The following is a 303-nucleotide window of genomic DNA, read 5'->3' on the forward strand; positions in this document are numbered from 1 at the left end:
TTCACGGTGGCCCGGGGCGAGACCCTGTCGCTCGTCGGCGAATCCGGCTGCGGCAAGTCGGAGACCTCGATGTCGATTCTACGGCTCCTGCCCGAGCCGCCGGCTCGCATCGCCGGCGCGATCAAGTTCGACGGAAAAAACCTCCCCCATCTGCCCAACAGCGACATGCGCAAGATCCGAGGCAGCGACAGCAGAGCTATCTTTACGGCGCTGATTACCTCGCTGAACCCGATCCGTCAGATGGGCACGCATGCCGACGGTACCCCGAGTCCCGTCACTGGCCTCAGGCGTAGCGTCCGCGCG

1 protein-coding gene is annotated in these 303 nt (G+C 65.3%); it reads left to right on the forward strand.

All coding sequences use genetic code 11. The features are described 5' to 3' along the window. Window positions 1-303, forward strand: a 303-nt coding sequence (locus MKK88_RS18945) for an ATP-binding cassette domain-containing protein (protein WP_244002413.1), incomplete at both ends; no start/stop codon positions are given.

Origin of the sequence: Methylobacterium sp. E-005, from assembly GCF_022829725.1 — a bacterium.
In the GTDB taxonomy this organism is placed as follows: Bacteria; Pseudomonadota; Alphaproteobacteria; order Rhizobiales; family Beijerinckiaceae; genus Methylobacterium.